This window comes from Phaeovulum vinaykumarii (assembly GCF_900156695.1).
Lineage (GTDB): Bacteria > Pseudomonadota > Alphaproteobacteria > Rhodobacterales > Rhodobacteraceae > Bieblia_A > Bieblia_A vinaykumarii.
Genome location: NZ_FTOM01000007.1, coordinates 26,209 through 49,407, shown reverse-complemented (window position 1 = coordinate 49,407; position 23,199 = coordinate 26,209). Strand labels below are relative to the sequence as shown.

The window sequence follows — 23,199 nt, the reverse complement described above, 5'->3', positions numbered from 1 at the left end:
GGATGCCGGTCCGGTGGCGGGCGGGTGGGCATGCCCGAAGGGCCCGCCGGGCCTGGGGCGCCAGCAGGGCAGGGCGCCGGAAATCCGGCGCGCGGGGCGGCGGCAGGCGAGGGGCGGACATCGGGACCAGGCTCCAACGCGAGCTGAACCGAGCATTCAGATGCGGGCACAGTCCTGATTGATGGCGCGGCGTTGGTGCGCGCAGCCCAGGTGCCGGAGGGCCCGCCGCAGGGGGCCAAAACGCAAGACGCCCCGGAAGACCGGGGCGCCACGCGAGTGTCTGGGGGCAAGGGGCGATCAGGCCTTGATCAGGCCCATCGACTCGAGCTTCAGGATCACCTGATGGGCGCAGTGATCGACATCGACCCCGGTCGTGTCGACGGCCAGTTCCGGGCTTTCGGGCACTTCGTAGGGGTCGGAAATGCCGGTGAATTCCTTGATCTTGCCTTCACGCGCCAACTTGTAGAGACCCTTGCGGTCGCGCGCCTCGCATTCCTCGAGGGGGGTGGCCACATGCACTTCGACGAAGGCGCCATAGGCTTCGATCATCTCGCGCACGGCGCGGCGGGTGGCGGTATAGGGCGCGATCGGGGCACAGATGGCGATGCCGCCGTTCTTGGTGATTTCCGACGCCACATAGCCGATGCGCTTGATGTTGATGTCGCGGTGCTCCTTCGAGAAGCCCAGCTCCGAGGACAGATGCTTGCGCACCACATCGCCATCGAGCAGCGTGACCGGACGGCCGCCCATTTCCATCAGCTTGACCATCAGCGCGTTGGCGATGGTGGACTTGCCCGAGCCCGACAGCCCGGTGAAGAACACGGTGAAGCCCTGCTTGGCGCGCGGCGGCGAGGTGCGGCGCAGCTCGTTGACCACTTCGGGGAAGGAGAACCACTCCGGGATCTCGAGCCCCTCGCGCAGGCGGCGGCGCAGTTCCGTCCCCGAGATGTTGAGGATGGTCACCTGATCCTTGTCGGCGATCTCGTCGGCGGGCTCGTATTGGGCGCGCTCCTGCACATAGACCATGTGCTTGAAGTCCACCATCTCGATGCCGATCTCGTCCTGATACTGGCGGAACAGATCCTGCGCATCATAGGGGCCGTAGAAATCCTCGCCCGCGGAATTCTTGCCGGGGCCCGCGTGGTCGCGGCCCACGATCATGTGGGTGCAGCCGTGGTTCTTGCGGATCAGGCCGTGCCAGACGGCCTCGCGCGGGCCGGCCATGCGCATGGCCAGGTTCAGCAGGCTCATCGTGGTGGTCGATTGCGGGTATTTGTCCAGCACCGCCTCGTAGCAGCGCACGCGGGTGAAATGGTCCACGTCGCCCGGCTTGGTCATGCCCACGACCGGGTGGATCAGCAGGTTCGCCTGGGCCTCGCGCGCGGCGCGGAAGGTCAGCTCCTGGTGGGCGCGGTGCAGCGGGTTGCGGGTCTGGAAGGCCACGATGCGCTGCCAGCCCAGCTTGCGGAAATAGGCCCGCAGCTCGTTGGGCGTGTCACGGCGCGCCTTGAAGTCGTAATGCACGGGCTGCTGGATGCCGGTGATCGGGCCGCCCAGATAGACCTTGCCGGCGGTGTGATGCAGGTAATTGACCGCCGGATGCGCCAGATCGTCGGCGCCAAAGACCTTTTCGGCCTCGCGCGACTTGTTGGGCACCCATTTGTCGGTCACCGACAGGATCGCCAGGATCACGCCTTCCTGATCGCGCAGCGCGATGTCCTGGCCGACCTCGACGCGGGCGGCGAAATCGTCGTTGATGTCGAGCGTGATCGGCATCGGCCAGAGCGTGCCGTCGGCCAGGCGCATGTTCTCGACCACGCCGTCGTAATCCGCCTCGCTCAGGAAGCCCTTGAGCGGCGAGAAGCCCCCGTTCATCAGCAGTTCCAGGTCGCAGATCTGACGCGGCGTCAGATCCCACGACAGCAGGTTGCCCGCCTCGTGCTTCAGCTTCTGGGCGCTTTCATGAGAGACATAGAGTTCCGGGATCGGAGACAGGTTCGGGCTGGGCATCGGACGTCCTTTGCAGATGGCACGGTCACAAGGGTGGCGCGGGGCTGGCGCGCGGGCTGGAAATTCGCGTCAGGGCCTTGCGCGCTTTTGCCCGAGGGCCAATTCTCTTTCAACCCGCGCGCAGGGAAATGCGTGGAAAAAGGAAGGGTGTGACCGGGATTTTGCCGAAGCCGGGAACAAAGGTGCTGCGGCGCGGCATCGCGGGGGAAGGGCGGCTCGGGCGGGCGGGCGCCGCAGGCCGCCGTTCCCGGTTCCTTCCGCCTTGCCCGTCCGTTTCTCGCGTGGGGGGCAGGGCCAAGGTCAGGGCCTGTCGGGCCGTCCCGGCAGCTTGCGCATCGCCGCCTGCGCAAAGGGGCCGCGCTCGGGGTGGCGGGCGTCCTCGGCCTTCAGCGCGGCCCGCCAGCGCCGAAGCTGCCCGAGCGAGGGCAGCCGCGGGGTATGGGCCAGCTCCCAGTGGATGCCGGTCACGGGATCGTCGAAGAAGACGGCGTAATAGCCCGGCGCATAGACCGGGTATTCGGCCGGGGCCTCGGTCGGGGTCAGCCCCTCGGCGGCCAGGAAGCCGGTGTGAAAGGCGTCGACCTCGGCGCGGTCGCGGGCCCAGAGCGCAATGTGATGGATGCCGGTCGCGCGCGCCTCATGCGCCAGTTTCGCGCCCGAGCGCGCCGGCTGGATGCCGACATAGGAATGCGGCAGCGGAAAACGCGCCATGTAATAGGTGCTGCGATAGCCGATATCGAGCGTCGAGAAGCTGCGCCATCCCAGCCAGCCGAACATCCGGTCATAAAACGCGATCGAGGTCTCGTAATCGAGAACCGAGAATTCGACGTGATGCACCCCGCGCCAGCGCATGATCCTGCCCCCGTTGGTCATTCCCGTCCGGCGTGGCCGGAAGCCGCGCCGGGACGATGGCGCAGCCTTGCATGTCCGGTGCGACCCTCCGGTGACAGCCGGCGCGGCCGAAGGACGCGGGGGCGGCGGCGGGCGACCCGGAAGGGGGTCGCCCCGCCCGGTTTTGGCCTCAGCCCTCCTCGCCGGCCAGGAAGCGTTCGGCGTCGAGCGCGGCCATGCAGCCCATGCCCGCCGAGGTCACCGCCTGGCGATAGACATGGTCGGTCAGATCGCCCGCGGCAAAGACGCCGGGGATCGAGGTGCGGGTCGTGCCCGGCTCGACCTTCACATAGCCGCCGTGGTGCAACTCGAGCTGGTCCTTGACCAGTTCCGAGGCAGGCGCATGGCCGATGGCCACGAAGAAGCCCGTGCAGGGGATCACCTGGGTCGCGCCGGTCTCGACATGGGCCACGCGCACGCCGGTCACGCCCAGCGGCTGTTCGGTGCCCTCGACCTCCTCGATCGTGTGGTTCCAAAGGATCTCGATCTTGGGATGCTTGAACAGCCGGTCCTGAAGGATCTTCTCGGCGCGCAGGCTGTCGCGGCGGTGCACCAGCGTCACCTTCGAGGCGAAATTGGTCAGAAACAGCGCTTCCTCGACCGCGGAATTGCCGCCGCCCGCCACCACGACCTCCTGGCCGCGATAGAAGAACCCGTCGCAGGTGGCACAGGCCGAGACGCCGAAGCCCTTGAACTTCTCCTCGGACGGAAGACCCAGCCAGCGCGCCTGCGCCCCGGTGGCCAGGATGACGGCATCGGCGACATAGGTCGTGCCGCTGTCGCCCGTGGCGCGGAAGGGGCGGGTGGACAGATCCAGATCGGTGATCAGGTCCGAGATCACCTCGGCGCCCATCGCGCGGGCGTGGTTTTCCATCCGGCTCATCAGGTCGGGGCCCATGATCTCGGTCTCGCCGGGCCAGTTCTCGACCTCGGTGGTGATGGTCAACTGCCCGCCCGGCTGCATGCCCTGCACCAGCACCGGCTGCAACATCGCCCGCGCGCAATAGACCGCGGCCGTATAGCCCGCAGGCCCCGAGCCGATGATCAGCACCCGCATCCGCTTTTCGTCCGACATGCGCACCCCTCGCGTTCTTGCTCCTTGTCGCCGGTCTGGATATAGGCCGCACGGGCGGGGCGGAAAACCCCCCGCGGGTCGGGCCGCTGTCGGAAGGCCCGTGTGGGGCGCTCGTGTGGGGCGCCTGTGCAGGACGCAGGGCCAGGGCCGCCCCTGCCGCCGCACCACGTCACGCGGCCGGTGGGGATGCCCGTTTCGCAGGCAATGCAGCGAAATTGCGCAACCTGCTCTCGTGATCGCGCTCGATTGCGCTTGCGTGACGGACCGCGAAATAATATTGCGCAACGCAAAGGCCGGGGCTACGGTCTCGAAGCGTGAAACCGGAGAGGGACGAATGGCGGGCAGCAGGCTCGATGAGATCGATCGCAAGATCCTGGCCGAGCTTCAGGCCGATGGGCGCATGACCAACGTCGAGCTGGCCAAGCGCGTGGGGATCTCTGCGCCGCCCTGTCTGCGCCGGGTGCGCACCCTCGAGGAGGCCGGCTATATCCGCGGCTATCACGCCGAGGTGGATGCGCGCGAGCTGGGCTTCGAGGTGGCGGTCTTTGCCATGGTGCGGCTCAAGAGCCAGGCCGAGTCGGACCTGTCGGCCTTCGAGACGCTGGCGCGGTCCTGGCCGCTGGTGCGCGAATGCCACATGCTGAATGGCGAGATCGACTTCATCCTGAAATGCGTGGCGCCGGATCTGTCGTCGTTCCAGAGCTTCCTGACCGGGCAATTGACCGCCGCCGAGAACGTGGCCTCGGTCAAGACCTCGCTGGTGATCCGCTGCGCCAAGGACCAGCCCGGCGTGCCCTTCGACGTGCTCGAGGAGCGCCTGTCGAAGCTGGCCTGAGCCGGTTTCCCGCTCGCTTCGCCACCCTTTCGTTTCCCCACCCTTTCGTTTCTCTGGCCGCCGCGCCGCACCCCTGGGGGCGGCGCGTGCCTGTTCGGGCGGGCGCGCGGCAGCGGCGCCGGCAGCGGCGTCGGGGGGGCAGCGTCGGCGGGCAGCGTCGGGGGGGCGGCGGTCAGCCGGACAGCAGGCTCTCGACCTCGTGCCGGGTCAGCCGCGGATGCGCCATCCGGCCAAAGGCCGACAAGGTGCGGAAGCTGGGAAAGATATCGGCAAAGAGCGACAGCATCCGCGCCTCGTGCATGGTCTCGATACCGCCGCCGGGGTGATAGCTTTCGACATCCATGCCCAGGATGCGCATCGAGCCCTGATGCTCCAGCGCGACGTGATGCACCGCGACGGGCGAGAGCGGCGCCACCTCGATCACGCTGACGCCATCGACGAAGCTTTGCGCCGGGACATAGGCGCGGTCGTCTCCGGCCAGTGCGCGCAGACGCGGGTCGCGCAGCAGAAGGCGCGCGCGCGGGCCCAGCACCAGATCGCTGGACGGCCGGCCGGGGCCAAAGGCATCGGCGGTGATGCGGATCATGCGCGCGGGCGGCGCGTCGGGATGGGCGGCATCGGGGAAGATCAGCATCGAGCCGATCCAGAGCACGGTTTCGGCGCGCCCCTCGGCGGTCATCACCCGCATGCCGGGCAAAAGGTCTTCGATGGCGACGGGGCCGTCCTCGGTGGCGACGACCGCGCCGCGGGCCAGCGCGGCGAAGGCTTCCTCGAAGAGCGGCGTGGCGGGCGCGATGCGGGTCGCGTCGGCGATGTCGCCCTCGGGGGTCAGCCACATGGTCTCATAGCGCCGCGTCAGCGGACGGGCACGGGGCCGTTCGGGCGGCGCGGGATCGGGCGTGGCGCGGGGCAACGCGGGCGCCCGCGCAAGGGCTGCGGCAGCCGCGGCCGTTTGCGGAGATGCAGGGGCGCTGACCCGCGGCAGGCTGCCGCCGGTCGGCCGGTGGAGATAGGACATGCGAACAGCCTTCCGGTCTGGTCACATCTGCAACGGCCCCCACCGAGCGCAGAGAGACAGCCCATGAAAGGCCTGCGATTTACCGCGATGTCAAATTATTGCCGGAATTGGTCCGGGGCGCGCTGACAATCCTGCCGCGCGCCCCGAGACTGTTTCGCCTGATCCGACGGACCGGCCCCGGGCCGGTGAGGGTGCGAATCGTTTCCGGAAAGGGAGGCCCGGAAAGGGGGGCCGGAAAGGGAGGCCCGGAAAGGGAGGCAAGGCGATCCGCGCTGATGTCACCCGCAATCGGGAGTGGCAGCCCCCGTGGGGCCGGCCCGCGGGACAGGCGAAGGAAAGCGGGGTCAGCCGGCCGCGCGGCGCGGCGCCGGTTGGGCTGCGGCGGCGCGACGGGCGTGCATTTCGGCCCGGGCCGTGCCGCGTGCCCAGGGCATGTCGGGCTGCGGACGGGCGGTCTCGGCCAATGCGGCGGCCAGCCAGCGGCGGGGGCGGGAAGACGGCGTGGTGCCCTGTGCGGTGGCCATGTTCGGTGCTCCTTGATCGGGCGGGCGTTTTGCCCGCCGGGCCTCAGCGATCCGGGTCTTCTGCCCGGACACCCTTTTTCTGACCGCGATTTGCGGCAGGTCTTGGGCATGCGGGGGGAATGTTTCCGGCGCGGGGACAGAATGGCGGCGCGAATGTGGCGGGGGGGGCGCGCCTCTCGCCCGCGGCAAGGGCGGGGTGCGGATCAAGGCAAGCGCGGTTCCGAGAGGGGGGCGCAGGGCGGCCGGTGCGCAGGGCGGATCGCGCGGGGCGGATCGGTTCGGCCGGGATCGGCGCGTGTGGGGCCGTCACGTGTGGCGGCGGTTCAGAGACGGATCGCCGAGATCAGGCGGCCGTAATCGACTTCGCCCAGATGGGTGGCGCGGCGGAACGAGAAGAACCGCGCCGGGTCGGAATAGGTGCAATGCCCGGTCCAGACCGCCCGGCCCACGCCCGCCGTATTCAGCCGGTGCAGGCCATAGGCCGGCAGGTCGAAATGGGCCCGTCCGCCGGGGCCGCGGCGAAAGAAGCGATGCGCCTCGGGGTCGTCGCCCAGGAAGGTGGCCTCGAATTCCGGGCCGACCTCATAGGCCATCTGCGAGATCGTCGGCCCGATCACGGCGGTGATCTGCGCGCGCTGGGCGCCCAGCTCCTCCATCGCGTCCAGCGTGCTTTCCAGCACGCCGCCGCGCGCGCCTTTCCACCCGGCATGGGCCGCCCCGATCACGCCCGCGCGGGCATCGGCGAACAGGACCGGCTGGCAATCGGCGGTCAGCACGCTCAGGCACAGCCCCGGCGTCGCCGTCACCAGCGCATCGGCCTTGACCGGCGCCAGCGGCGGCGCTTGCAGGGTCACCACATCGGGCGAATGGATCTGGTGCACGCCGACCAGGTGCTCGGGGTCGACCCCCATCGCATCGGCGACGCGGGTGCGGTTGACGGACACGGCCTCGGACAGATCCGACGAGCCATGCCCGCAGTTCAATCCCTGGAAGACCCCCGAGGATGCGCCGCCCCGGCGGGTGAAGAACCCGTGCGTGACGCCTTCGAGAAGCGGTGAGGTGATGATGTCGAGCGTGGCCGGCATGTCGCCGTTATCGCCAGCTTGGCGGGCGGGTGCAAGCCCCGGCGTGGACCGGCTGAACCCGATCATTCGGCGGGATGTGGGGCCGGTGGCGTTTGGGGCCGGGGCATGGGGACGCTGCGCAGGGCTGGCGGGATCGGGCCTGCGGGCGCCGGGCTGGCGGCGCTGGCGCGCCGGGGGGCAGGTCAGCGGGGGGCGGGCGCGCTCAGGCCGGGGGGAAGCGGCGTGCCCGCGGGGTGCAGCGCCAGCACCTTGAAGAGATGCCCCATCTCCTGCGGGTGCACCAGCCGGCGATGCGCGGCGACATGGGCCGCCAGCGCGTCGCCCGACAGCTTGCCCGCCAGCGCCTGGGCGCGCGCGGTGATGCCCAGACGTTCGAGAAAGGCGCCCTGGGTCTCGGGTCCGGCCACGGCGACACCGGCGGCGCGCGCCGCCCGCGCCAGCGGTGCGAAATCGACATGCGCGGTCAGATCGGCGCAGCCCGGTTCGGCCAGCACATCCTGGGGGGCATGCGCGCGCAGGGCCTGGAGCGTGTCGCCGACCCCGTCCCAGCCGCCGTAATCAATGAAGAGCGCCGCGCCGCCGCCATCGGCGATGCGCCGGGCAATGGTCTGCACGATCGGCACGGCCGCGGGGCAGGTCTCGACCCAATCGCCGGGGCGCGTGTGCGCCCGTTTGCCGTCCAGTTCGGGCACCGCGCGCGGCGGCGCCAGCCCGAAGGCCAGCCGGTGGCATCCCGCGCCCGCCGCCGCCGGGGCAAGGCCCACCAGCCGCTCGGCCCAGCCCGTGTCCGTGCGCTGGAACTGGCGGATCGGCAGCGCGTCGAGGAATTCATTGGCCACCACGAAGAGCGGCCCCTCGGGCAGGGTCTCGAGGCTGTCGTGCCAGATCGCGCCGGGCACCCGTTCGCCCTGGAGCGCGCGCAGCCGCGGCGAGGCCTCGAGCAGATGCACGCGCGCCGCCGCCGCCATGCCGGGCACCTGACGCGCCACCCGCAGGATGTCGGCCATCAAGGTGCCGCGGCCGGGGCCCAGCTCGGCCAGCACGAAGGGCGCGGGCGCCCCCGCGGCCTGCCACATCTGCGCGAGCCAGACGCCCAGCATCTCGCCGAACATCTGGCTGATCTCGGGGGCGGTGATGAAATCGCCCGCCCGCCCGAAGGGCTCGGCGCGGGTGTAATAGCCGTGCTCGGGGTCCAGCAGGCAGGCGGCCATGAACATGTCGATCCGCATCGGCCCCTCGGCGCGGATGCGGGCCGCCAGCCGCCCGGCCAGCGGGCTCATGCCGCCCCCTTGCGCGCGCGGAGCACGAAGACGAGCCCCGCAAGGATCATCGGCAGCGACAGAAGTTGCCCCATCGACACTCCCAGCGGCCCTAGCGCCAGCACATGGCCCAGGGGATTGTCGGGGGTGATGAATTGCGCATCGGCCTGGCGGACGAATTCGACCACGAAGCGCGCCGCGCCATAGCCGATCAGGAACACCCCCAGCACGCGCCCCGGCGCCCTGAGCGCGCCGCGCGCGATCAGCACCCACAGCACGACCCCCAGCGCCAGCCCCTCGAGCCCGGCCTCGTAGAGCTGCGAGGGATGGCGCGCGCAGAGCCCGTCAACCAGCCCCGCGGGGCCGGGGCAGGCCTGCGCCGCGGCGCCGGGGAAGATCACCCCCCAGGGCAGGTCGGTCGGCCGGCCCCACAGCTCGGCGTTGATGAAATTGGCCAGCCGCCCGAAGAACAGCCCCACCGGCGCCACCGCGGCCATCGCATCGGCCAGGCTGAGCGCGGGCACCCGGTCGCGCCGCGCAAACCACAGCCCGGCCAGGATCACCCCGGCAAAGCCGCCGTGAAAGGACATGCCCCCCTGCCAGACCGCCAGGATCTCGAGCGGGTGGGACAGGTAATAGCCCGGCTGATAGATCAGCACATAGCCCAGCCGCCCGCCCAGGATCACGCCCAGAACCACCGCCGTCAGCAGATCGTCGATGCGCGCCGGCGCGACGGGGGCGGTCGGGCGGCCCCAGATCGCGGGGCGGTTCATCAGCGCGATGACCAGCCGCCAGCCGATGACCAGCCCGGCGATATAGGCCAGCGCATACCAGCGCAGCGCAAAGGTCATGAAGCCCAGGTCGAGGGCGAACACCTCGGGCGCGAGGTCGGGGAAGTTCAGCGCCGCAAACGGCAGGGGCGACAGGGCGGGAAGCAGGCTCGCGGGCATGGGGGCTCCGGGTTCTGGGCGCGGGCGGGTTCTGGGGCGTGGGCGGGGTTCCGGGGCGCCGGGCCCCCGCCCGAAAGGCGCGTCGGAAGCCCTGCGCAAGGGCAAAGAGCCGCGCCGGGCCGGTGAAGTCAACCTTGAGGTTTTGCCTCGTCCGCCCCATATAGGGCCCGATGCCGCATTGCGGCCCGTGAAACAGTTTCTCCGCGCGCGCGGACAGCCGAAGGAAACGCAGATGCAGGCCCCGAACAAGTTCTTCGACGATGTCTCCAAGCTGATGACCAATGCCATGGGCGTGGCGCATGGCGCGCGCAGCGAGGCCGAGACGGCGATGAAAAGCTGGATGGATCGCTGGCTTGCCGACCGCGATCTGGTCACCCGCGAGGAATTCGAGGCCGTCCGCGCCATGGCCGCCCGCGCCCGCGAGGAAAACGAGGCCCTGAAGGCGCGCATCGCCGCGCTCGAGGCCGCGCAGGGCAAATAAGCCCGCGCCGGGCGCGCACGCGCCCCACGCCGCGACAGGACACCCGATGACGCGCCTCGCCGCTGCGGGGCGCGCGCGTTGCCGTTCAGGGCCCCGCGTCTGGGTCCGCAGCCCCGGCGCCCTTGATATACCACGCCAGCAGGACGCGCATCGCCGCGCAGGCCCGGCGCCCGATCTCGGGGTCAAAGCCCGTCGCCTGGCGCATCTCGGGCACGCGCAGCGACAGCTGACCCCCCCGGCCCTTCGAGAAGGGCGCAAGCTCTGCCCCCGCCAGATCCCCCGCGTTCCGATCCGCAGCCACGAACCGGGCCCGTGTCGCCGGATCGGCCTGCCGTGCGATCAGGTCGACCTGGCCCGCGGGCAAGCGCTGCGTCGTCCATAACCTGTGGCGCAGCACCACGCCGTCGGGCAGCGCGGGATGCGTGATCGGGTAGATCCAGCTGTCGCCGTCATAGCATTCGGGCCGCAGCGCCGGAAAGGTGAAGGCCAGCCCGAGCTGCGCGCAATGGGACGCGGCAAACTCCAGATAGGCGGCGCGCAGCGCGTGCAGTCGCGGGTCGTGCACCTTCACCCCCGTCTGCGTGGTCTTGCCGAGCGCGCGGGCGATGACGGCGCGCCGATGCGTCAGGCGGCGCGGGTCGGCGGCGCGCAGAAGACCGGCCAGCCTCTCGAGATCCAGCCGCGCGTCATAGGTGGCGCTGGGGTCGCCCGGCCAGGCGGCGGGGGCGACCAGAATCGTGTGGACCCGGTCCCAGCCCTCGGCGCGCATCCGTGCGGCATGCTCGGCATAGCGTGCGGCCTGACGTGGCGGGGCTGCGGCGGTGATCTTGTCCTCGATCAGCAGCGCGACTCGGGTGTCTTGCGTGCGTCCCGTGACCAGAAGGTCACCGAAACCCGCCCCGCCCAGGCTGGGTTCATGCAATGCCGTCTCGACCGCAAAGCCCGGCTCGGGCAGGCCGCAGGCCTCGAGAAACCGCCCCGCAAAGCCCTGATCGCAGAGGAATTCCTCCTCGAGCAGGCGGTCGATCTCGACCTCCTGCGCGGATTTGCGGGGTATCTCGTCCATGCCGGCCCTCCGCTGCGGCAACGCGCGGGCCAGTGTGGCACGGGCCGGCGCCGCGCGCAAACGGCGGTCCTAATCCTCGTGGATATGGGGGTGGCTGTGCAGATGCGGGTGGGTGTGCACATGCGCGGGGTGCAGCCGTCCGTCATGGAGAACCGCGGCGCGGGTGGCGATCTCGGCCACGAAGCCGTCGTCATGCGAGACCAGGATCATCGCGCCGTCAAAGGCCATCAGCGCCGCGCGCAGCTTGCGGCCGTTCTCGGTGTCCACCCCGTTCGTGGGTTCGTCGAGCAGCAGGACATCGGGGCGCATCGCCAAGAGCCCCGCCAGGCACACCAGCCGCTTTTCCCCGCCCGAAAGGCGATGGGTGAAGCGGTCGGCCAGATGGGTCAGGTCGAGCTGCGCCAGCGCGGCTTCGGCGCGGCGGCGGGCGTCCTCGGGGCGGGCGCCCAGGTTCAGCGGCCCGAAGGCCACGTCCTCGATCACGCTGGGGCAGATCAGCTGGTCGTCGCTGTCCTGAAACAGGAAGCCGATGCGCGGGCGGGCGGCGCGGAACTCGGCCTCGCGCCGGCAGGGTGTGCCGAAAAGCGTCACGCGCCCCTCCTGCGGGGGTTCGAGCCCGACGAGACAGCGCAGCAGCGTGGTCTTGCCGCTGCCATTGGCGCCGACGATGGCCAGCCGCTCGCCCGCGGCCAGTGTCAGCTCCACCCCGCGCAGCACGTCGCGCCCGTCCCGCCGCAGCGTGAGCGCCTCGATCTCGATCAGCCCGCTCATGCGCTTCCGGCCCCCTTTGCGATCAGATCCCAACCAAGGTTTGCCGCGGCCAGCAGTGGCAGCGCAAGCGCCGCGATCCGGTCGGGGGCGGTCAGCGGCGACGGCGTGTCATGCAGGAAGCGGCCGGTATAGCCGCGCAGGCGCATGGCGTCTTCGGCGCGCTGGGCGCGGGCCAGCGCCCGCAAGAGCATCATGCCCAGAAGATAGCCGTAGACGCGCCAGGTGTGCAGGTTCGACCGTGGCCGGAAGGCGCGCGCGCGCATCGCATCCTGAAGCCGCTGCATCTCGGCGCGGATCAGTCCGAGATAGCGCACAAGGCCCAGGAACACGCGCACCAGGGCTTCGGGGACATGCAGGGCGCGCAGGGTGGTGCCCAGCCGCGCGGGCTCGACCCCGGCAAAGAGCAGCGTCAGGAACAGGACCGAGGCCGCGACCTTGGCCGCGACCACGCCTGCGCGCAGGACGCCTTCGCGGCTGGCGCTCAGCGGGCCCAGTTCGAGGATCGGCGTGCCGGGCACCGAAAAGGGCAGCGTCACCAGCAGCAGGATCAGGAAGGCCTCGAGATGCCACAGCCGCCGCCAGGGGATCGGCTGGCGGCGAAGCACGATCAGCGCCAGGACGCCCGCCAGCGCCGCCAGCGCGGGGCCGAGATGCGCCAGGGGCGCGATCAGGAGAAGGACGGCGACACCGGCTATGAGCCGGGCGCGCAGGTCGCAAGGCAGCAGCGGCGGCAGGGTCATGGGCGGCGGCTGCGCGCCCAGAGCAGCATCCCCGCGATGCCGAAGATCAGGCTGAGCCCGGCCACGAGGTCGGTCAGCCGCATCCGCGCGTCCATCTGCTCGAGCCGTTCGAGGACCGGGGCCACCTGGGCGGCCACCGCGCGTTCGATCTCTGCCGTGGTGGGCTGGGCCGTTGCGGGTTGGGCCGGGGCGGTCGGGGGTGGCGCGGCGGGTGCCGGTGCGGCGGGGGCTGGGCGCAGCCCCTGCGGGGCGATCTGGCCCGGATAGGCGGGGCCTGTAGTGGATGGGCCCGTGGTGGAGGGGCCCGTGGTGGCGGGACCGGGCAACTGGGCGCTGGGCGTGGTGGCGCCGGGCGCGCCCTGCGCAGGCAAAAGGCGGCTCTGCGCCAGGGTGGTGCTGGCGATATGGCCCTCGGCGGTGTTGACGGTGATCTTCAGATCCCCCGTCACCGGCTCCGGCACGGGAAAGCGGAAGGCGCCCTCGGCGTCGGTGCGGCCGCGGGCCAGGGGCGCGCCCCCCATCTGCGCCACCCATTCGACATCGCGCGGTCGCCCGCCGCCGATGAAGAAGCCATAGCCGCTGATCTGGTCGCCCTCGAGCCGGGCAAAGACGCGCAAGGCATGGGCGGCGGCGGGGCTGGCCGACACAAGCGCCAGCAGCAAGATCAGCAGCGGCGCCAGCAGCAGGGCAGGGGATCGGGGCAAGGCAAAAGGCGGCATCGGTTCAGGTCTCGCGCATCTTCAGGGCCGGGGCCAGCGCCGCCGGCTCGACCCGTGTCAGGAACCCCACGACGATGGCCGTCACCGCCGCTTCGACCAGGGCAAGGGGAAGGTATGTCACCAGCAGCACCCGCGCCACCGGCGTATATTCGGGCGCCGACAGCCAGAGCGCCCCGGCCACCAGAGCCCCGGTCCCGAAGACCGCCGCCGCCGCGCCGGCGCCGGCCAGCGCCCCGGCCCGGCCCGGCCGCGTCTGGCGCCGGATCAGCGGCCCCAGCGCCAGCCCCACCACGGCGCCGGGCAGCGCGATATTGACCGTGTTGACCCCCAGCGTCGTCAGCCCGCCGAAGCCGAACAGCACCGCCTGAAGCGCCAGCGCCACCAGCACGGCGGGAAAGATGCCGACCCCCAGCAGGACGCCCATCAACCCGCCCAGCAGCAGATGCACGCTGGACGGCCCGACCGGGATCGACAAGAGCGAGGTGGCAAAGAACACCGCCGAAAGAAGCGCGACGCGCGGAATGGCGCGGTCGTCAAGCGCGCGCAGCCCCAGTCCCACGCCTGCCGCGGCCAGCGCACCGCCCCCCAGCAGGACCGGCAGGCTGAGGACACCGTCGGGGATATGCGCCATTTCAGCGGGCCGCGGCGCGGGTCTGCACCCAGATCAGCGCGCCTTCCTCGACGGGCACTTCCGCGCCCTCGGGCGAGGTCATGGGCTGATCGGCCTCGATCAGCGCGGCAAAGCCCCACCAGCCGGCGAAGGGCATCGCATAGCTGAAGGTGCCGTTGGCATCGGCGGTGATGACCTGGGTCACATAGGCGTCATTCGGGGCCATGAGCCCCTGATCATTGACGAATTCGACCTCGATCTCGGCAAAGGGCACCGGCGCACCGGCTTTCGTGACGACGCCGGTGAAGAGATTGCCCGCCCAGAGACCCGTGGGGCGCGTCAGCGGGCGGATCTCGACCGGCAGGCCGACCATCCGGTCCCAGCCCTCGCCCGAGGCATAGGCATCGACCACGACCTTGGCGTGATGGACGATGAACTTGCCCTCGGCGGGCTCCCAATAGGGTTGGGGCGTCACGTGAAAGATCGCGGCGCCCGGCTCGGCCAGCTCATGCGTGACCTGCCAGGCCATGGCGCCGTCACGCGGGGCCTGACGCAGCGCGGGGGCCAGATCGACGGGCCCGCGCGGGGTCAGAACGCCCACCGCGGCGGGGCGCGCCATCTCCATCACCGGGCCGGTCTCGAAAGGATGGGTGAAGACCAGATCCAGCGTCACCGGACCGCCTTCGGGCAGGACATCCGCGGCGGGCAGGATCTCCTGGAAATGCGCGGCGGCGGGGGTGGCGGTGGCCAGCGCCACCCCCACCACGGCGCCGGCCAGCGCGGCAGGGACGGGGCCGGAGCCGGGATGGGCGGAACGGAATGGGGCAAATTGGGGCATGAAGAACTGGGGCATGAAGAATCGGGGCATGGCGCGGGCTCCCTGCGGGTGATCTGTCGCGGTATGATGTTTTGAATGCTAAGTCATACGTCGCGCGCCGGGCAAGGATTAGATTGCGCGGCCGTTCGGCGGCATTTGGGGGGGGGCGGTCCGGGGGGCAAACCCCGCGCCGGCTTTCGCGCCGCCCCGCCCGCTGCTAGGCTGATCCGGCCGCCGGAGGAGTAGGCCGGAGGAGTAGGAAGGGGCCGCCATGCAGCGCATCACCATCACCCTGACCGACGAGATCGTGGCCGAGCTGGATCGGTTCATGGCCGAAAGCGGCGCGCAGAACCGCTCGGAGGCGATCCGCGATCTGGTGCGCCGCGCGCTTCTGGCCCGCCCCGAGGCGCCCGAGACCTCGCCCTGCCTTGGCGTGCTGTCCTTCACGGTGGATCAGACCACGCGCAATCTGGGCGCGCGGATGTCGCTGCGGCGGCTGGCCCAGCACGACCGGACGCTGGCGGCGCTGTCGGTGCCGCTGGATCATTCCACCTCGCTCGAGGTCGAGGTGGCGCGGGGCTCGGTGGGGGCGGTGCGGGCCGGCGCCGAGGCCCTGTTTCTCGAACGTGGGGTGGCGCATGGCGCGCTGGCGCTGATCCCCGTGGCCGAGGCCGGCCCGCGCCATTCCCACGCCGGCGAGGCCGGTCACGAACACAGCCACACGGTCGTGCAGACAAGTTTCGTGCCCAAGGACGGGGCGTCCTGACCCGGCCTGGGGCTGCGGGGTGGCGGAATGCGGCGCGCTTCGGATTGCGGGGCCGCGCTGGCGGGGCGCAATGGAAAACGGGTCCGGCCATGGCCGGACCCGTTCGCGGGTCATTCTGGACGGGGGAGGCGTCAGCCGTCGGCGGGCGCCAGCTCCTCGGCCGGGGCATAGGAGCCGTCGGCGCGGTGCACCTCGGTCCCCGTCACCGGCGGGTTGAAGCAGCAGGCCATCACCAGTTCCTCGTCGGCGCGCAGGGTGTGATGGTCGTGCAGGTTCAGCGCATACATCACGCCGGGGCGGATCTCATGCGTCTCGCCGGTGGCCAGATCGGTGATCGCCCCGCGCCCCGAGATGCAATAGACGCTCTCGAAATGGTGCTTGTAGTGGAAGGTGTGGGTGCTGCCCGCGGCCAGCGTGGTGATGTGGAAGGAAAAGCCCATCCCGTCATCGGCCAGCAGCATCCGCACCGAGGTCCATTGCGCATCCGACACCGCACGCGGGCCGGTCTTGAGTTCATGAAAATCGCGCACGATCATGGGGTTACTCCGCAGCCATGGGCAGGGACACGATATTGTCCACCGCCTCTTCCAGAATGTCGAGCCCGGCGCGGAATTGCGCGTCGGGGATGGTCAGCGGCGCCAGCACCTTGACCACCTCGTCATGCGCGCCCGAGGTCTCGATGATCAGCCCCGAGCGGAAGCAGGTCTCGCAGATGGCGGCGGCGCGGCTGCCGCTGCCCACGTCGATGCCGCGCATCATGCCGCGGCCCTTGACGCGGGCGCCGTCGATGCGCGCGGCCATCGCGCCCAGACGCGTCTCGAGCAGGCGGGACTTGGCGGCGACCTCGCGGGTCAGGCTGTCGTCGGACCAGAATTTTTCCAGCGCCACGCGCGCGGTCACGAAGGCGTGGCCGTTGCCGCGGAAGGTGCCGTTGTGCTCGGCCGGTTCCCAGATGTCATGCTCGGGGCGCACCAGCACGCAAGCGAAGGGCAGCCCATAGCCCGACAGCGACTTGGCCATCGTCACCATGTCGGGTTCGATCCCCATGCCGTCGAAGCTGAAGAAGCTGCCGGCCCGGCCGATCCCGGCCTGGATGTCGTCGATGATGAGCAGCGCGCCATGCGCCCGTGCCAGCCGCGCCAGCCCGCGCACCCATTCCGCCGAGGCCGCGTTGAGCCCGCCCTCGCCCTGCACCAGCTCCACCACGAAGGCCGCGACGGGTTCCATCCCCGAGGAGGGGTTCTCGAGCATCGCCTCGATCTGGGTCAGCGTGTCGATGCCTTCGCCGAAAGCGCCGTCATAGGGCAGCCGCGTCACATCGGTCAGCGCCACCCCGGCGCCGGCGCGTTTGGACAGGTTCGCCGTCAGCGACAGCGCGCCCAGCGTCATGCCGTGAAAGCCGTTGGTGAAGGACACGACATTCGTCCGCCCCGTCACCTTGCGCGCCAGCTTCAGCGCCGCCTCGATGGCGTTGGTGCCGGTGGGCCCGGTCATCATCACGCGGTGATCCATGCCGCGCGGACGCAGCACCAGCGCCTCGAAGGTCTCGAGGAAGGCGGCCTTTTCCGGCGTGTGCAGGTCCAGCCCGTGGGTCAGCGCATCCCGCGACAGGTGCTCGACCAGCGCGGCCTTCATGTCGGGGTCGTTGTGCCCATAGTTGAGCGACGCACAGCCGGCCAGGAAATCCGTGTATTCCCGCCCCTGTTCGTCGGTCAGCGTGGCGCCCTGGGCTTGCACGAAGCTTGCGGGGAAGCTGCGGCAATAGGCGCGCACGACGGATTCGCGGCGGGTGTAGATGTCGGTCTCGGCTTCGGGTGCGGTCGACATGGGCAATTCCTTCGGTTGTGGACGAAAGGGGGGCATCCGGCCGAGCGGGGAGGGGGCCCGGAAGCTCTGTCCGGGCCGGCTCCGTGATCGGGCGGGCGTGTTCGGGTTGCGGGATCAGGCGGCGTGCGTTGCGGCGCCCGAGAAGCGCAGCGTCACCATGTGCTCGGTTGCGTGCCGGCCTTCGAAATGCGTGGCGCGGGTGAAATGCGGCCGGTCCGCGAGGCGGGCGCCGCGGTGGCGCGCCAGGCTGCGAAACAGCGCCCAGGAGGCGTCGTTGTCAGGCGTGATCGTGGTTTGCAGCCGCGTCACGTCGCGGCATTCGGGGCGGTCGAGCAGGCGCTCGAGCATCTGCCGGCCCAGGCCGAGGCCGCGCGCCTCGGGCGCGACGGCGACTTGCCAGACGAACAGCGTGCGCGGATCGGCGGGCAGCAGATAGCCCGAGATCCAGCCTGCAAGCTGGCCGTCGCGTTCCGCCAGGATGCAGGTGTCGCGGAAGTGGTCGCATTGCAGCAGGTTGCAATAGAGCGAGTTCTCGTCGAGCGGGGCGCAGGCCCGGATCAGGGCCCAGACCGGGGCGCCATCGGTGGGGACCGGCTTGCGAAACGCGATCCGTGCGTCGCCATCCCGAGGGACCGCCGTGATCGTTTCGGCCATGGGATCATGTCCTTTGTTGGTTCGGGGTCTTAAATATACTTCGTTGTGCGAAATTTCAATAGGCTAATAAAAAGCGGCGTTCGCGCCTTTAATATGGGCATAAAACCCTTGAATCATTGGAGTATCAGCGGGTTCTGCGCCAGATATGTTGACATTATGCTTAGTGTGACGAATTTGTGGCGCTTGCATCTGGGCGGCGTTTGGCCGACCGTCCGCCGACATCTGCCGGAGAAGGGCCGTGAAGCGATCCGAAATCAGCCTTGTCGCCTTGCGCCGCATCCTGCGCGCGACCGAACTCTATGGCCGCGAGCTGGCGCGGGCGGCCGGTCTGACCCCGGTGCAGATCCGCGTGCTTCAGGTGCTGGACGGTCCCGATATCCTGACGCCCAAGGCGATCGCCGCGCGCATGGGGGTGTCGCAGGCCACGATGACCACGCTGATCGACCGGCTGGTGGCCAAGGGCCTGGTCGAGCGCCAGCGCTCCGAGACCGACCGGCGGCAGATGAACGTCCGGGTGACCGAGGCCGGGCGCGCCGCGCTGGCCCGGGCGCCCGACCCGCTGCATGACCGCTACGTGAGCGCTTTCGAGGCGCTGCCCGACTGGGAACAGGCGATGATCGTCGCCGCGCTCGAACGGGTGGCGGGGCTGCTGGATGCGGGGCATCTGGACGCGTCGCCGGTGCTCGACCTGGGCGATCTGCGCAAGAGCCCCTGAGGGGACGCGTCAGCCGTTGCCGGACAGCGCCGCGGCAAGAATGCCGAGCGCCAGCGGCGGTAGCCCAGCAAGGCGCAGTGGACCAGCCCGGCTTTTCGCGGAGAGTGTTTAGCTCACTTCCCAGGCCTTTCGCTCGAATGGGGCGGGGCTTCGACTGCCGAGCGATGCGCGCCGTCTGACGGGATCATGGAACCCGTCGATGTAATCTGGCGATGGCGTTTTCGGTCCGGGCGCGTGATCTCCAAGCGACCGGCCAGATGAGCTCGTACGCGATGGCCTGGAGGACCGTTTCCAACATCGCGTTGTCGTCGCAGATCCCGCGCCCGCACATCGAGATCAGGATGCCACGTTTGCGGAGCAGCGCCTGATCGTTGGCCGAGCCATATTGCGACCCGCGGTCGGAAGCGCTGGAATGGCAATTAAGAGCTCGAGGTCGCCGTTCCTCGCGCGTTTCTCGAACGGCGGCCTCGAGCCCCCGTTCCAGTCATCAGGGTAAGGCTGTGTTTCCTGCAAGCCGACGGGCCGCTTGCCCATGCTGCGCTGCCCATCACGCGGAGATCGCTTGCCGGCTCCGGGCGCGATGGGCGATAGGCGGGCTCTCCCGCGGCTTGGGTAGGGGGTATCCGGGCTCCCCCACCCGCACACCGAGCGGCGCATCGCCTTCCACGGTAAGTCGGTCGCCGCCACCACCCAGGGCATCTCGGCATGGATCGCGGTCGCGATCTCATCGGCGCGGTGGTCGCTGGCGATGCCGACCAGATCCGCCCCGCCACGGAACACCTCGAGCGCGCGCCGGTCATCCGCGCTGAGATGGCTGAGCCCGGACACCTCGGCGCGCGCCCGCATCACCCGACGTGCGCGACGCAAGACCTTGGTCCGATCCTTCTCCGAGAGATGCACCGCGATGAGGTCCTCGTTCCAGCGCAACTCATCCTCAAAGTCTCCAGGCATCTTTGGGGACACCCCGTCCTGAAAGGCACGGGGCTTGCGCAGATGCCTCTCGAAGCGGCGCTTGAGAGCGAGCTCATTCTCGTCGGGATCGGCGAAGCGGGCAGCGATGAACTTGATCTTCGTCATGGCGGTCCTCTCTGGCGCATTGCGCCACACCCTCGGGCAGAGGTTCTGCTGGAGGGGGATGTTGAAAAGAACCCGGCCGGATTTGCCCTGAGGGATGCCGAAAGCGCGTCAGGCCGTCAACGGCGCCCACCAGGACGAAGCGCTACGACAGCGCATCAAAGGCCGCACATCAGGTGGACCATCAAGCCACTGATATAAAAAGAAACCACCGATTGCAGCGCAGCCGGTGGTCATTAATCCTGTGCCGGAATGGACAAATTACCCCGGAAATGGACAAGATTTAGTGGATCCTGCACTACACTAGCTGCGGGCGGTCAGCCGCATTTGGAATGGCCGCAATCGGCGCAGGTCATGCAGCCCTCGACCATGCGCATGGCATAGGCGCCGCAATTGGGGCAGGCCGGGCCGCGGGGGCGTTCGGTGGTCTCGGGCGCGACCTCGGGGATCTCGGCGGCGGCGGGTTCGGCCAGGGCGCGCGGGTCGGTCTTGAGGCCCAGCCCCTCGCCGGCGATGAAGCCGATCGAGATCATGTGGCGCTCGATCACGCCGCCGATCGCGGCCAGGATCGAGGGGATGTAGCGCCCCGTCATCCAGGCGCCGCCGCGCGGGTCGAACACCGCCTTCAGCTCCTCGACCACGAAGGACACGTCGCCCCCGCGCCGGAACACCGCCGAGATCATCCGCGTCAGCGCCACGGTCCAGGCGTAATGTTCCATGTTCTTCGAGTTGATGAAGACCTCGAAGGGGCGGCGCTTGTCACCTTCGACGATGTCGTTGACGGTGATGTAGATCGCGTGTTCCGAGCCGGGCCATTTCAGCTTGTAGGTCGCGCCTTCAAGCGCCGCGGGCCGGTCCAGCGGCTCGGTCAGATAGACGGTCTCGGCGCCGCTGTCGGCCTCGGGGGTCTTGTCGCTGGTTTCCGAAACGCTCAGCACCGAACCCGTCACCGCATTGGGGCGGTAGGTGGTGCAGCCCTTGCAGCCCATCTCCCAGGCTTGCAGGTAGATGTCCTGGAAGCTTTCGAAGGGGATGTCCTCGGGGCAGTTGATGGTCTTGGAAATCGAGCTGTCCACCCAGGCCTGCGCTGCGGCCTGCATGCGCAGGTGGTCGATGGGCTCCAGCACCTGGGCATCCACGAAATGTTCGGGCAGGGGCGTGTCGCCGTGGGTTTCGCGCCACATCCGCACGGCGAAATCCACCACTTCCTCCTCGGTGCGCGAGCCGTCCTTTTGCAGCACCTTGCGGGTGTAGGAATGAGCGAAGACGGGCTCGATCCCCGAGGACACATTGCCGGCATAAAGGCTGATCGTGCCGGTGGGTGCGACCGAGGTCAGGTGGCTGTTGCGGATGCCATGTTCGGCGATCTGCGCGCGCAGATCCGGGTCAAGCTTCTGCATCATTCCCGAGGCCAGGAATTTCTCGGCGTCGAACAGCGGGAAGGGGCCCTTCTCGCGCGCCAGCGCCACCGAGGCGCGGACGGCGGCCTCGGCGATGGCCTTCATCCAGGCCTCGGTCTGGGCCACGGCATCATCGGCGCCATAGCGCAGCCCCAGCATCATCAGCGCATCGGCAAGCCCCGTGACACCCAGGCCGATGCGGCGCTTGAGGCGGGCTTCCTCGGCCTGCTGGGGCAGCGGGAAGCGCGAGGCATCGACGACATTGTCCATCATCCGCACCGCGACATGGACCAGCTCCTCGAGCGCGTCGAGATCGAGCCGCGCGGCGGGGGTGAAGGGGGCGGCGACCAGGCGCGCCAGGTTGACCGAGCCCAGCAGGCAGGCGCCATAGGGCGGCAGGGGCTGTTCGCCGCAGGGGTTGGTGGCCGCGATCGTCTCGCACCAGGACAGGTTGTTGAGCCGGTTGATGCGGTCGATGAAGATCACGCCGGGTTCGGCGTAATCATAGGTGGCGCGCATGATCCGGTTCCACAGATCGCGCGCGGGCAGCGTGTGATAGACCTTGCCGGCGAAGGTCAGCTCCCAGGGGCCGTCGGCCTTCACCGCCTCCATGAAGGCATCGGTGACCAGAACCGACAGGTTGAACATGCGCAGCCGGGCGGCATCCTGCTTGGCGGTGATGAAATCCTCGATATCGGGGTGGTCGCAGCGCATCGTGGCCATCATCGCGCCGCGGCGCGAGCCCGCCGACATGATCGTGCGGCACATCGCGTCCCAGACATCCATGAACGACAGCGGCCCCGAGGCATCGGCCGCCACCCCGTGCACCGCGGCGCCGCGCGGGCGGATGGTCGAGAAGTCATAGCCGATGCCGCCCCCCTGCTGCATGGTCAGCGCGGCTTCCTTGAGCATGTCGAAGATGCCCGACATGCTGTCGGGGATGGTGCCCATCACGAAACAGTTGAACAGCGTGACCGCCCGCCCGGTGCCCGCGCCGGCCAGGATGCGCCCGGCCGGCAGGAAGCGGAAATCGGCCAGCGCGTCGAAGAAGCGGTCCTCCCAGGCGGCGGGGTCGTTCTCGGTCTGGGCCAGGGCGCGGGCGACGCGGCGCCAGCTGTCCTCGACCGAGATGTCGAGCGCGGTGCCGTTGGCATCCTTGAGCCGGTATTTCATGTCCCAGATCTGCTCGGCGATGGGGGCGGCGAAACGGGTCATGAAGGCTCCTTGAAGGGCAGGGGGGGCAAAGGCCCCGCGGCAACGGGCAGAGTGTGGAAGGGCTGCCACGATAATCGGGGCGCCGGAGGCGGTCAATAAAGCGGGCAGGCGGGGCGGTCAATCGGCGCGCGCACGGGCGGTCGGGGCGGGCATTGAAGCGGGCGCTGCCGCGGGATAGATCTGCGCGGCATCGGTGCGGAGATGACGGCGAAATGGCAGGCGATCTCAATCTACTCAAGCTCTGTGTCGGGGCGGCGGGCCCCGAGGATCTGCTGGCCTGGCAGAGCGCGCATTTTCGCGCCCGCGCGCCCGAGCATGTCACCCGGATGTGGCCCAAACGCGGGGCCGAGCTGCTGGATGGCGGATCGCTTTACTGGGTGTTCAAGGGCATGGTGCTGGCACGGCAGCGGCTTTTGGGGCTTGACGAGCGGCGCGGGGCCGACGGGGTGCTGCGCTGTGCGCTGGTGCTTGACCCCGAGATCGTGCGCACCCGACCGATGCCGCGGCGGCCCTTTCAGGGCTGGCGCTATCTGGCCGCGGCGGATGCGCCCGAGGATCTGCCCGCCGGGCGCGAGGCCGAACCCGAATTGCCCGACAGCCTGGCCGCGGAACTGGCGCAGATGGGTTTGCGCTAGGACCGGGACGCCGCGCTGCGTTTTGGCGGGGGCGCGGCACGAAGGCGGCATCGAGCCGCCTG

The 23,199-nt window shown here is 69.8% G+C and carries 24 protein-coding genes; 5 read left to right on the top strand and 19 right to left on the bottom strand.

From position 1 onward, the window contains the following. Positions 1–297: 297 nt before the first annotated feature. From BW949_RS12875 to trxB, 3 genes are all read right to left on the bottom strand, one after another. The gene (locus tag BW949_RS12875; RefSeq protein WP_076366737.1) at positions 298–2,010 is read right to left on the bottom strand and encodes a bifunctional sulfate adenylyltransferase/adenylylsulfate kinase; all 1,713 of its coding nucleotides are present in this window, start codon (positions 2,008–2,010) and stop codon (positions 298–300) included. A gap of 300 nt (positions 2,011–2,310) precedes the next feature. Next, on the bottom strand, positions 2,311–2,862 hold the full coding sequence (locus BW949_RS12870) for a VOC family protein (protein WP_076366954.1): 552 nt from the start codon (positions 2,860–2,862) through the stop codon (positions 2,311–2,313). 169 nt (positions 2,863–3,031) lie between these two features. Continuing rightward, entirely contained in the window at positions 3,032–3,976 is a 945-nt protein-coding gene (gene trxB / locus BW949_RS12865) for a thioredoxin-disulfide reductase (RefSeq protein ID WP_076366735.1), read from the bottom strand. Between the two features lie 334 nt (positions 3,977–4,310). Here trxB and BW949_RS12860 point away from each other — a divergent pair, with 334 nt between their 5' ends. Then, entirely contained in the window at positions 4,311–4,811 is a 501-nt protein-coding gene (locus BW949_RS12860; RefSeq protein WP_076366733.1) for an Lrp/AsnC family transcriptional regulator, read from the top strand. Between the two features lie 172 nt (positions 4,812–4,983). Here the strand turns inward: BW949_RS12860 and BW949_RS12855 are convergent, their stop codons facing one another. The 5 genes from BW949_RS12855 to lgt all read right to left on the bottom strand — a co-directional run bounded on the left by BW949_RS12855 (position 4,984) and on the right by lgt (position 9,647). Continuing rightward, complete coding sequence (locus BW949_RS12855; RefSeq protein WP_083947761.1) at positions 4,984–5,829, bottom strand: Hint domain-containing protein; 846 nt, start codon at positions 5,827–5,829, stop codon at positions 4,984–4,986. 344 nt (positions 5,830–6,173) lie between these two features. Next, complete coding sequence (locus tag BW949_RS12850; protein WP_076366731.1) at positions 6,174–6,353, bottom strand: hypothetical protein; 180 nt, start codon at positions 6,351–6,353, stop codon at positions 6,174–6,176. Positions 6,354–6,676: 323 nt separating this feature from the next. Further along, positions 6,677–7,438 carry a peptidoglycan editing factor PgeF gene (gene pgeF / locus BW949_RS12845; RefSeq protein WP_076366729.1) on the bottom strand — a complete coding sequence of 254 codons (762 nt, stop codon included), beginning with the start codon at positions 7,436–7,438 and terminating at the stop codon, positions 6,677–6,679. 182 nt (positions 7,439–7,620) lie between these two features. Continuing rightward, a complete protein-coding gene (locus BW949_RS12840; protein ID WP_076366727.1) occupies positions 7,621–8,718 on the bottom strand; it encodes a class I SAM-dependent methyltransferase in 1,098 nt (365 codons plus the stop codon). Continuing rightward, positions 8,715–9,647, bottom strand: a complete 933-nt coding sequence (lgt, locus tag BW949_RS12835) for a prolipoprotein diacylglyceryl transferase (protein WP_076366725.1) — start codon at positions 9,645–9,647, stop codon at positions 8,715–8,717. The genes BW949_RS12840 and lgt overlap by 4 nt, the downstream gene beginning before the upstream one ends. Positions 9,648–9,879: 232 nt before the next feature. Here lgt and BW949_RS12830 point away from each other — a divergent pair, with 232 nt between their 5' ends. Further along, a complete protein-coding gene (locus BW949_RS12830) occupies positions 9,880–10,128 on the top strand; it encodes an accessory factor UbiK family protein (RefSeq protein WP_076366723.1) in 249 nt (82 codons plus the stop codon). Positions 10,129–10,213: 85 nt separating this feature from the next. Here BW949_RS12830 and BW949_RS12825 read toward each other — a convergent pair whose 3' ends face one another. The 6 genes from BW949_RS12825 to BW949_RS12800 form a co-directional block, all read right to left on the bottom strand. After that, positions 10,214–11,194 carry a hypothetical protein gene (locus tag BW949_RS12825; RefSeq protein ID WP_076366721.1) on the bottom strand — a complete coding sequence of 327 codons (981 nt, stop codon included), beginning with the start codon at positions 11,192–11,194 and terminating at the stop codon, positions 10,214–10,216. Between the two features lie 69 nt (positions 11,195–11,263). Continuing rightward, entirely contained in the window at positions 11,264–11,965 is a 702-nt protein-coding gene (locus BW949_RS12820; RefSeq protein WP_076366719.1) for an energy-coupling factor ABC transporter ATP-binding protein, read from the bottom strand. Then, positions 11,962–12,705 carry a cobalt ECF transporter T component CbiQ gene (gene cbiQ / locus BW949_RS12815; RefSeq protein WP_076366717.1) on the bottom strand — a complete coding sequence of 248 codons (744 nt, stop codon included), beginning with the start codon at positions 12,703–12,705 and terminating at the stop codon, positions 11,962–11,964. Before cbiQ ends, BW949_RS12820 begins: the two co-directional genes overlap by 4 nt. Continuing rightward, entirely contained in the window at positions 12,702–13,409 is a 708-nt protein-coding gene (locus BW949_RS12810; RefSeq protein WP_235816301.1) for a cobalamin biosynthesis protein CbiL, read from the bottom strand. Before BW949_RS12810 ends, cbiQ begins: the two co-directional genes overlap by 4 nt. Before the next feature lie 19 nt (positions 13,410–13,428). Next, positions 13,429–14,055: a cobalt transporter CbiM gene (cbiM, locus tag BW949_RS12805; protein ID WP_076366713.1), complete on the bottom strand. Its 627-nt coding sequence runs from the start codon at positions 14,053–14,055 to the stop codon at positions 13,429–13,431. Position 14,056: 1 nt separating this feature from the next. Beyond that, positions 14,057–14,902, bottom strand: coding sequence for a DUF4198 domain-containing protein (locus BW949_RS12800; protein ID WP_235816300.1), 846 nt, complete (start codon positions 14,900–14,902; stop codon positions 14,057–14,059). 220 nt (positions 14,903–15,122) lie between these two features. Here BW949_RS12800 and nikR point away from each other — a divergent pair, with 220 nt between their 5' ends. Beyond that, complete coding sequence (nikR, locus tag BW949_RS12795; RefSeq protein ID WP_076366711.1) at positions 15,123–15,617, top strand: nickel-responsive transcriptional regulator NikR; 495 nt, start codon at positions 15,123–15,125, stop codon at positions 15,615–15,617. 131 nt (positions 15,618–15,748) lie between these two features. On the opposite strand, the gene BW949_RS12790 is transcribed toward nikR, so the two are convergent. The 3 genes from BW949_RS12790 to ectA all read right to left on the bottom strand — a co-directional run bounded on the left by BW949_RS12790 (position 15,749) and on the right by ectA (position 18,098). After that, on the bottom strand, positions 15,749–16,153 hold the full coding sequence (locus tag BW949_RS12790; protein ID WP_076366709.1) for an ectoine synthase: 405 nt from the start codon (positions 16,151–16,153) through the stop codon (positions 15,749–15,751). A gap of 4 nt (positions 16,154–16,157) precedes the next feature. Beyond that, positions 16,158–17,444, bottom strand: a complete 1,287-nt coding sequence (gene ectB, locus BW949_RS12785) for a diaminobutyrate--2-oxoglutarate transaminase (RefSeq protein WP_076366707.1) — start codon at positions 17,442–17,444, stop codon at positions 16,158–16,160. Between the two features lie 114 nt (positions 17,445–17,558). Next, positions 17,559–18,098 (bottom strand): diaminobutyrate acetyltransferase, encoded by a 540-nt coding sequence (gene ectA / locus BW949_RS12780; protein WP_076366705.1) that lies wholly within the window; start codon positions 18,096–18,098, stop codon positions 17,559–17,561. 238 nt (positions 18,099–18,336) lie between these two features. On the opposite strand from ectA, the gene BW949_RS12775 reads away from it, so the two are divergent. Continuing rightward, complete coding sequence (locus BW949_RS12775) at positions 18,337–18,813, top strand: MarR family winged helix-turn-helix transcriptional regulator (RefSeq protein WP_076366703.1); 477 nt, start codon at positions 18,337–18,339, stop codon at positions 18,811–18,813. 336 nt (positions 18,814–19,149) lie between these two features. On the opposite strand, the gene BW949_RS12770 is transcribed toward BW949_RS12775, so the two are convergent. Continuing rightward, positions 19,150–19,890, bottom strand: coding sequence for a hypothetical protein (locus BW949_RS12770; protein ID WP_076366701.1), 741 nt, complete (start codon positions 19,888–19,890; stop codon positions 19,150–19,152). A gap of 314 nt (positions 19,891–20,204) precedes the next feature. Further along, positions 20,205–22,502: an adenosylcobalamin-dependent ribonucleoside-diphosphate reductase gene (locus BW949_RS12765; protein ID WP_076366699.1), complete on the bottom strand. Its 2,298-nt coding sequence runs from the start codon at positions 22,500–22,502 to the stop codon at positions 20,205–20,207. A gap of 212 nt (positions 22,503–22,714) precedes the next feature. On the opposite strand from BW949_RS12765, the gene BW949_RS12760 reads away from it, so the two are divergent. Beyond that, positions 22,715–23,137, top strand: coding sequence for a DUF1489 family protein (locus BW949_RS12760; protein ID WP_076366697.1), 423 nt, complete (start codon positions 22,715–22,717; stop codon positions 23,135–23,137). The last annotated feature ends 62 nt before the right edge of the window (positions 23,138–23,199 follow it).